This is a genomic window from Parabacteroides caeci (genome assembly GCF_023656795.1).
GTDB classification, from domain to species: Bacteria; Bacteroidota; Bacteroidia; order Bacteroidales; family Tannerellaceae; genus Parabacteroides; species Parabacteroides segnis.
Map to the genome: position 1 here is coordinate 1 of NZ_JAMOKT010000116.1, position 9,212 is coordinate 9,212.

Here is a 9,212-nt window from a genome sequence, read left to right on the forward strand (position 1 = left end):
CACGGTTCTTAGAGGGGAAAGCCCCAGCAATGGGGCTGACCTACTCGACACGAAACTAATCTACGCCATCGGCGCCGTTATCGGCCTTATCGGGGGCGTGAAGGTATATTCCAAGTTCTCGTCCGGTGACCCAGACACGAGCAAGACCGCCGCCTCGTGGTTCGGCGCGTGTATCTTCCTGATTGTCGCCGCCACCATCCTGCGCTCATTCTTCCTTTAATAAACGATGTATGGCTGAATACCCGATAAACAAGGGTATCGGCCGTCCGGTCGAGTTCAAGGGTCTGAAAGCCCAGTACCTCTTCATCTTCTGCGGAGGTCTGCTGGCTCTCTTCGTCCTGTTCGTCATCCTCTACATGGTAGGTATCGACCAGTGGATATGTATCGGCTTCGGCGCGGCATCGTCTTCCGTCCTCGTATGGCAGACCTTCGCGCTGAACGCCCGGTACGGCGAACACGGGCTGATGAAACTGGGAGCGGCAAGGAGCCATCCCCGATACCTTATCAACCGGCGGCGGATCACCCGATTATTCAAACGGCAACGAAAGGAAGAAACGACATGAGAAATACATCCAAAATGACGACACTGGAAAACAAGTTCCCGCTGCTGGCTGTGGAGCATGGCTGCATCATTTCCAAAGACGCCGACATCACGGTGGCTTTCGAGGTGGAGCTGCCGGAGCTTTACACCGTGACGGGCGCGGAGTACGAGGCGATACACGGCTGCTGGTGCAAGGCTATCAAGGTGCTGCCGGACTTCTGCGTCGTGCATAAGCAGGACTGGTTCATCAAGGAGAAATATATGCCAGAGTTACAGAAGGACGACATGAGTTTCTTGAGCCGTTCCTTTGAACGACACTTCAACGAGCGTCCATACCTGAAACACTCCTGCTATCTCTACCTGACCAAGACGACGAAGGAGCGTAACCGGATGCAGAGCAACTTCAGCACGCTGTGCCGTGGGCATATCATCCCGAAGGAGCTGGACAGGGAAACCGCCGGAAAGTTCATGGAAGCCGCCGAACAGTTCGAGCGCATCATGAACGACAGCGGCTTTGTCAGGCTACGCCGCCTCTCCACCGACGAGATTGTCGGCACAGATGAAAAAACAGGGCTGATAGAGCGTTACTTCTCGCTCATGCCCGAAGACGACACGACCTTGCAGGACATCGACCTCTCGGCAAGGGAAATGCGCATCGGCGACAACCGCCTGTGCCTGCATACCCTCTCCGATGCGGAGGATATGCCCGGAAAGGTGGCGACCGACACCCGATATGAACGGCTTTCCACCGACCGCTCGGACTGCCGTCTCTCCTTTGCCTCCCCCGTGGGGCTGCTGCTCTCCTGCAACCACATCTATAACCAGTATGTGATTATCGACAACAGCGAGGAGAACTTGCAGAAGTTCGAGAAGTCCGCGAGGAATATGCAGTCGCTGTCCCGATACAGCCGGAGCAACAGCATCAACCGCGAATGGATAGACCAGTACCTGAACGAAGCCCATTCCTACGGGCTGACATCGGTGCGGGCGCACTTCAACGTCATGGCATGGAGTGATGACGCGGAGGAACTGAAGCATATCAGGAACGATGTGGGCAGCCAGCTGGCAAGCATGGAGTGCGTGCCTCGTCATAATACCATTGACTGCCCGACGCTCTACTGGGCGGCAATACCCGGCAATGCGGCTGACTTCCCGGCGGAAGAGAGTTTCCACACCTTCATCGAGCAGGCGGTGTGCCTCTTCACGGAGGAAACCAACTACCGCAGTTCATTATCACCCTTCGGCATCAAGATGGTGGACAGGCTCACGGGAAAGCCGCTGCACCTCGACATCAGCGACCTGCCGATGAAACGGGGCATCACCACCAACCGCAACAAGTTCGTATTGGGTCCTTCGGGCAGCGGCAAGTCGTTTTTCATGAACCACCTCGTGAGGCAGTATTACGAACAGGGTACGCACGTGGTACTGGTGGACACGGGAAACTCCTATCAGGGCTTGTGCGAGATGATCCGGCGCAAGACAAACGGGGCGGACGGCGTGTATTTCACCTACACGGAGGAGAAACCGATTTCGTTCAACCCGTTCTACACCGATGATTACGTGTTCGACGTGGAGAAGAAGGACAGCATCAAGACATTGCTGCTGACGCTCTGGAAATCGGAGGACGACAAGGTGACGAAAACGGAGAGCGGCGAACTGGGCAGCGCGGTGAACGCCTACATCGAGCGTATCAGGGCTGACCGGAGCATCGTCCCCTCGTTCAACACCTTCTACGAGTATATGCGTGACGACTACCGCCGCGAACTGGCGGAACGTGAGATAAAGGTGGAGAAGTCCGACTTCAACATCGACAATATGCTCACCACCATGCGGCAGTATTACCGGGGTGGACGCTACGACTTCCTGCTCAATTCCACGGAGAACATCGACCTGCTCGGCAAGCGGTTCATCGTTTTCGAGATTGATTCGATAAAGGAGAATCGCGAGCTTTTCCCGGTCGTGACCATCATCATCATGGAAGCCTTCATTAACAAGATGCGCCGTCTGAAAGGCGTGCGCAAACAGCTGATAGTGGAAGAGGCTTGGAAGGCTCTTTCTTCGGCGAACATGGCTGAATACCTGCGCTATATGTACAAGACCGTGCGCAAGTATTACGGGGAGGCAATCGTGGTGACGCAGGAGGTGGACGACATCATTTCCTCGCCCGTCGTCAAGGAGAGCATCATCAACAACTCCGACTGTAAGATACTTCTCGACCAGCGAAAATACATGAACAAGTTTGATGCCATACAGTCTCTTTTGGGTCTGACGGAGAAGGAGAAGTCGCAGATACTCTCCATCAATATGGCTAACAACCCGTCAAGGCTCTACAAGGAAGTCTGGATCGGGCTGGGCGGCACGCAGTCGGCGGTCTATGCCACAGAAGTGAGTGCAGAGGAATACCTCGCCTATACGACTGAGGAAACGGAGAAAGTGGAGGTTTACCGTCTGGCGGAGCAACTGGGCGGCGACATCGAAGCCGCCATCCGGCAGCTTGCCGAAAGACGGAGAAACAAGGAATAAGTAAAAACAGATTCATCAACTAAAAAAGAAAATGCGTATGAGTATATCAAGAACGAAAATGCTGCAAGTCAGCAAGTGTTTAATCGGGCTGGCGGTCATGGTGCTGCAATCCTGCGATGTTACGGACGACCGCCGTGACCTGCTTTGCGGGAACTGGGAAAGCGTGGAAGGCAAGCCCGACATGCTTATCTACAAGGAGGGTGAAGCCTACAAGGTGACGGTGTTCCGCCGGAGCGGTATGCGCCGCAAGCTGAAGCCGGAAACCTATCTCTTGCAGGAGGAGAACGGCAACCTGTTCATGAACACCGGATTCCGCATCGACGTGTCCTATAACGAAGCGACGGACATCCTGACCTTCTCACCGAACGGGGATTATATCAGGGTGAAGCCGCAGCCGGATCATCCGATAAACGAGAAATAACGATAACCGCTAAAATCCAAAGAAACATGAGAACAAGAATAACACTTATTATCTGCCTGTGCCTGCTTTTCGCGGGCAGGGCAAGCGCACAGTGGACGGTGGTGGACCCTTCCAACATCGCGCAGAGCATCGTGAACACCTCGAAGAACGTGGTGCATACCTCGACCACCGCCCAGAATATGGTGAAGAACTTTCAGGAAACGGTGAAGATTTACGAGCAGGGCAAGAAGTATTACGATGCCCTCAAATCCGTGAACAATCTGGTGAAGGATGCCCGGAAGGTGCAGCAGACCATCCTGATGGTGGGCGACATCACCGACATCTACGTGACCAGCTTCCAAAGGATGATGCGTGACGACAACTTCACGGTGGAGGAACTCGGAGCCATCGCCTTCGGCTACACCAAGCTGCTGGAGGAATCCAACGACGTGCTGACGGAGCTGAAGAACGTGGTGAACATCACCACGCTCTCCATGACGGACAAGGAGCGCATGGATGTGGTGGAACGTTGCTACTCCAAGATGAAGCGTTACCGCAACCTCGTGAGCTACTACACCAACAAGAACATCAGCGTGAGCTACCTGCGTGCGAAGAAGAAGAACGACCTTGACCGCATCATGGGACTGTACGGGAACATGAACGAAAGATACTGGTAGCCTATGGATTTCGACAACCTTCACCAGATTCTGCGCTCCCTCTACGAGCAGATGATGCCGCTGTGCGAGGACATGGCGGGCGTGGCGAAAGGCATCGCCGGGCTGGGCGCGTTGTTCTACGTCGCCTACCGGGTGTGGCAGTCGCTGGCGAGAGCCGAACCGATAGACGTGTTCCCCATGCTCCGCCCCTTTGCGATAGGCTTGTGCATCATGTTCTTCCCCACGGTGGTATTGGGCACGATAAACAGCGTCATGTCGCCCGTCGTGCAGGGTACGGCAAAGATGCTGGAGGCGGAAACGCTGGACATGAACCAGTACCGTGAGCAGAAGGACAGGCTGGAATACGAGGCGATGATGCGCAATCCCGAAACCGCCTACCTCGTGTCGAACGAGGAGTTTGACAAACAGCTTGATGAACTGGGCTGGTCGCCCGGCGACATGGTGACGATGGCGGGGATGTATATCGAGCGCGGGATGTACAACATGAAGAAGGGCATCCGCGACTTCTTCCGCGAGATACTGGAGCTGATGTTCCAAGCCGCCGCCCTCGTGATAGACACCATCCGCACGTTTTTCCTCGTGGTGCTGGCGATACTCGGTCCGATAGCCTTCGCTATATCGGTGTGGGACGGCTTCCAAAGCACGCTCACGCAGTGGATATGCCGCTACATACAGGTCTATCTGTGGCTGCCCGTGTCGGACATGTTCAGCACCATACTGGCAAAGATACAGGTGCTGATGCTGCAAAGCGACATCGAACGGATGCAGGCTGACCCGAACTTCTCGCTGGATTCGAGCGACGGCGTGTATATCGTGTTCATGATCATCGGCATCATCGGCTACTTCACCATTCCGACAGTGGCGGGCTGGATTATCCAAGCCGGCGGCATGGGAAGCTACGGACGCAACGTGAACCAGACGGCAGGCAAGGCTGGCGGATTCGCGGGCAGCGTGGCGGGTGCAGCCGCAGGCAACGTGGTCGGGCGTGTCGGAAAGCTGCTGAAATAATCAACTGACAATTAAAAACGAATAAACAACAATGGAATTCAAGTCACTCAAAAACATCGAATCGTCGTTCAGGCAGATACGCCTGTTCGGAATCGTCTTCCTCTCGCTGTGCGCCGTGATAACGGTCTGGAGCGTATGGAGTTCCTACCGCTTCGCGGAGCGGCAGCGGGAGAAGATTTACGTGCTGGACAACGGCAAGTCGCTGATGCTGGCTCTCTCGCAGGACTTGTCGCAGAACCGTCCGGCGGAGGCGAGGGAACACGTGCGCCGCTTCCACGAGCTGTTCTTCACGCTCTCGCCCGAAAAGAGCGCGATAGAGCATAACGTGAAACGCGCCCTGCTGTTAGCGGACAAAAGCGTGTACAACTACTATTCGGACTTTGCCGAGAAGGGGTACTACAACCGCATCATCGCCGGGAACATCAACCAAGTGCTGAAGGTGGACAGCGTGGTGTGCGACTTCAACGGCTATCCCTACCGTGCCGTGACCTATGCCACACAGAAAATCATCAGGCAGAGCAACGTCACCGAACGCAGCCTCGTGACCACGTGCCGCCTCTTGAACTCATCCCGTTCGGACGACAATCCCAACGGTTTCACCATCGAGGGATTTACCATTATCGAGAACAAGGATTTACAAACCGTCAAAAGGTAACAGGCATGAAAAGAAAAAGTATCAGAAAATCGCTGTGGGGTACATACTGGAAACTCCACGACAAAAAGAAAATGCTGGCGGCAAGGCTCAAGGGCTATCTGGACGGCTTGCCACCGAAGACGCGCAGGCGCATCGTGCTGGCGATGCTTGCCGCCTTCGCGGTGCTTGCCCTCTACACCTTCGGAAAAGCCGTCTATGACATCGGCAGGAATGACGGCAGCCGTATGGTAACAGACCATGCCGGACAGGTGGAACTGTCCGTAAAGCCGGAAAAGAACGACCATTTTACACCTTATTACAGTAATACGTATGGAACAGACGAAGAATGAACCTAAAAACGAGAACAAGGCGGCTCCCGACAACGGGAAACCGAAGAAGGAGCGCAAGCCGCTGACCGAAGTCCAAAGGCTGAAACGTCAGAAAATGATAGTGCTGCCCGCTATGGTGCTGATGTTCATCGGTGCGATGTGGCTGATATTCGCCCCGTCTTCCGACAAGGAGCAGCAGCCGGGAACCGGTGGTTACAACATTGAGATGCCAGACGCTGACAAGGCGAACCGCCAGATCATCGGCGACAAGGCAAAAGCCTACGAGCAGGGGGCGATGGAGGAACGGCAGGAGAACCGCAGCCGCGCCATGCAGCAGTTGGGCGATATGTTCGACCGCGAGGTGGCGGAAGCGGACAATGGCAGGGACTTCGACCTTGCCAATCCCGGAAGTGCGGAAGATGCAACAGCAACATCATCCGCTCCGAAAACCATCCGGTCATCCGCAGCCGCCTACCGTGACCTCAATGCCACGCTCGGCAATTTCTACGAGCAGCCGAAGAACGACAACGCGGAGATGGACGAACTGCTGGAGCGTATCTCCTCGCTGGAAACCGAACTTGAAAGCGAGAAGGGCAAGGCATCCTCTATGGATGAGCAAGTGGCACTCATGGAGAAGTCCTACGAGCTGGCGGCGAAGTACATGGGCGGTCAGAGTGGCGGCAAGCCGGAACCGGTGCAGGTGCAGGCGACAGAACCTTACCCCGTGCAGAAAGCCGGGAAAAACACGGCAGCACCCGTCAGGCAGGTGACACATCAGGTGGTGTCCTCACTCTCACAGCCGATGAGTAACGCCGAGTTTGTCGCTTCCTTTTCACAGGAACGCAACCGCAGTTTCAACACGGCGGTGGGTGTCACGACTGTATCGGACAAAAACACCATATCGGCGTGCGTCTATGGGGCGCAGAGCGTGACGGATGGGCAAGCAGTGAAGCTCCGCCTACTGGAGCCGATGGCGGTGGCGGATAGAATCATTCCACGCAACGCGGTGGTGGTAGGCACTGCCAAGATTCAGGGCGAACGGCTCGACATCGGAATTACATCGCTGGAATATGACGGCACTATCATTCCGGTGGAACTGGCGGTGTATGACACGGACGGACAGCCCGGCATCTTCATCCCGAACTCGATGGAAATGAACGCCGTCAGGGAGGTCGCCGCCAACATGGGCGGCTCACTGGGCAGCAGCATCAATATCTCCACCAACGCCGGGGCGCAGCTCGCCTCCGACTTGGGCAAGGGGCTGATACAGGGAACAAGCCAGTATATCGCCAAGAAGATGCGCACGGTGAAAGTGCATCTGAAAGCCGGGTACAAGGTCATGCTCTATCAGGACAGAGATTGAAAACAATAATAATCAACGACTAACAAACAACAACAACCAAATTTTATTTACCACTAAAATCCAAAGTAAAATGAGAAAAGTAATCATCATGCTTGCCCTCGCTATGGGCATCGCGACTGCCAATGCGCAGGAGAACGTAACCGTTGCACAGGACAACGGCAATGAAGAAAACCTGACCTTGACAAAGGAGGTCTATCCGCAGAAGGAGGCGGACGGCGACCTGTATCACGGGCTGTCGAGAAAGCTGACCTTCGACCGCATGATACCGCCTCACGGTCTGGAAGTGACCTATGACAAGACCGTCCACGTCATTTTCCCGGCGGAAGTGCGCTATGTCGATTTAGGCTCGCCCGACCTGATTGCGGGCAAAGCCGACGGAGCGGAGAATGTCATCCGTGTGAAGGCTACCGTGCGTAACTTCCCGAACGAGACCAATATGTCCGTGATAACGGAGGACGGGAGTTTCTATACCTTCAACGTGAAGTACGCCGCCGAACCGCTGCTGCTCAACGTGGAGATGTGCGACTTCATCCATGACGGCGAGGCGGTGAACCGTCCGAACAATGCGCAAGAGATTTACCTCAAGGAGCTGGGTAGCGAAAGTCCCATGCTGGTGCGCCTTATCATGAAGTCCATCCACAAGCAGAACAAGCGCGAGGTGAAGCACATCGGTTGCAAGCGTTTCGGCATCCAGTACCTGCTGAAAGGCATCTATACGCATAATGGTTTGCTCTATTTCCACACGGAGATAAAGAACCAGAGCAATGTGCCTTTCGATGTGGACTACATCACATGGAAAATCGTGGACAAGAAGGTGGCGAAGCGTACCGCCGTACAGGAGCAGATCATCCTGCCGCTCCGTGCGCAGAACTACGCCACCTGCGTGCCGGGCAAGAAGAGTGAGCGCACGGTGTTCACGATGGCGAAGTTCACCATTCCCGATGACAAATGCCTCGTGGTGGAACTCAACGAGAAGAACGGAGGTCGCCACCAGTCTTTCGTGATTGAAAACGAGGACTTGGTGCGTGCCAATACCATCAACGAACTTCAAGTGCGCTGACCATGAGAAAACACATCGCAATAATCATCGCGTCGCTTGCCCTGTTCACGGGGCAGGCGCACGCCCAGCGGTGCCTGCCGAAGATGCAGGGCATCGAGGTCAGGGCGAACATGGCGGACGGCTTCAATCCCGGCGGCAACGACGGCGGGTACAGTTTCGGGGCGGCTCTCTCCACTTATACCAAAGGCGGAAACAAATGGGTGTTCGGCGGCGAATACCTGCTGAAGAACAATCCCTACAAGGACGTGAAGATACCCGTGGCTCAGTTCACAGCGGAGGGCGGCTACTACTTCAAGATACTCTCCGACGCGCGTAAAATCGTGTTCGTCTATGCGGGTGCTTCGGCTCTCGCCGGATATGAATCGGTGAACTGGGGCGATAAGGTGCTGCATGACGGCTCCACGCTCCATGACCGGGACGCCTTCATCTACGGCGGTGCGCTGACGCTCGACATGGAGTTTTACGTGGCTGACCGTATAGCCCTGCTTGCCAACCTCCGGGAGCGTTGCCTGTGGGGTGGCGACACGAAGAAATTTCACACGCAGTTCGGAGTGGGGTTCAAATGTTATATATAACATTTGATGCCATATGTTAGCTTTCAATTTATGTTGTATAATAATTGTATTTAACTTGCGAACAGTTAGTTGTGTGTTTTTTGGGTAACATATTTTAGGATG

General features: G+C 55.0%; 11 protein-coding genes. All 11 read left to right on the forward strand.

Translation table 11 applies throughout. From position 1 onward, the window contains the following. A partial coding sequence (locus NBH15_RS28455) for a DUF4134 domain-containing protein (RefSeq protein ID WP_250824140.1) occupies nucleotides 1-220 on the forward strand: 220 nt, incomplete at its 5' end. A gap of 10 nt (nucleotides 221-230) precedes the next feature. Next, entirely contained in the window at nucleotides 231-563 is a 333-nt protein-coding gene (locus NBH15_RS28460; protein WP_007749041.1) for a DUF4133 domain-containing protein, read from the forward strand. Further along, nucleotides 560-3,064, forward strand: coding sequence for a TraG family conjugative transposon ATPase (locus tag NBH15_RS28465; protein WP_250824141.1), 2,505 nt, complete (start codon nucleotides 560-562; stop codon nucleotides 3,062-3,064). The genes NBH15_RS28460 and NBH15_RS28465 overlap by 4 nt, the downstream gene beginning before the upstream one ends. A 37-nt stretch (nucleotides 3,065-3,101) precedes the next feature. Beyond that, on the forward strand, nucleotides 3,102-3,485 hold the full coding sequence (locus NBH15_RS28470) for a DUF3876 domain-containing protein (RefSeq protein WP_250824142.1): 384 nt from the start codon (nucleotides 3,102-3,104) through the stop codon (nucleotides 3,483-3,485). Between the two features lie 26 nt (nucleotides 3,486-3,511). Next, nucleotides 3,512-4,141, forward strand: a complete 630-nt coding sequence (locus NBH15_RS28475) for a DUF4141 domain-containing protein (RefSeq protein ID WP_250824143.1) — start codon at nucleotides 3,512-3,514, stop codon at nucleotides 4,139-4,141. A gap of 3 nt (nucleotides 4,142-4,144) precedes the next feature. Continuing rightward, nucleotides 4,145-5,149, forward strand: coding sequence for a conjugative transposon protein TraJ (gene traJ, locus NBH15_RS28480; RefSeq protein ID WP_250824144.1), 1,005 nt, complete (start codon nucleotides 4,145-4,147; stop codon nucleotides 5,147-5,149). A gap of 31 nt (nucleotides 5,150-5,180) precedes the next feature. Then, nucleotides 5,181-5,804, forward strand: a complete 624-nt coding sequence (gene traK, locus NBH15_RS28485; RefSeq protein ID WP_250824145.1) for a conjugative transposon protein TraK — start codon at nucleotides 5,181-5,183, stop codon at nucleotides 5,802-5,804. A 5-nt stretch (nucleotides 5,805-5,809) separates the two neighbouring features. Then, nucleotides 5,810-6,133, forward strand: a complete 324-nt coding sequence (locus tag NBH15_RS28490; RefSeq protein WP_250824146.1) for a TraL conjugative transposon family protein — start codon at nucleotides 5,810-5,812, stop codon at nucleotides 6,131-6,133. Further along, nucleotides 6,114-7,475, forward strand: coding sequence for a conjugative transposon protein TraM (gene traM / locus NBH15_RS28495; protein ID WP_250824147.1), 1,362 nt, complete (start codon nucleotides 6,114-6,116; stop codon nucleotides 7,473-7,475). Before NBH15_RS28490 ends, traM begins: the two co-directional genes overlap by 20 nt. Nucleotides 7,476-7,545: 70 nt before the next feature. Beyond that, nucleotides 7,546-8,535, forward strand: coding sequence for a conjugative transposon protein TraN (traN, locus tag NBH15_RS28500; protein ID WP_250824148.1), 990 nt, complete (start codon nucleotides 7,546-7,548; stop codon nucleotides 8,533-8,535). A gap of 2 nt (nucleotides 8,536-8,537) precedes the next feature. Beyond that, nucleotides 8,538-9,110, forward strand: coding sequence for a conjugal transfer protein TraO (locus NBH15_RS28505; protein ID WP_250824149.1), 573 nt, complete (start codon nucleotides 8,538-8,540; stop codon nucleotides 9,108-9,110). The last annotated feature ends 102 nt before the right edge of the window (nucleotides 9,111-9,212 follow it).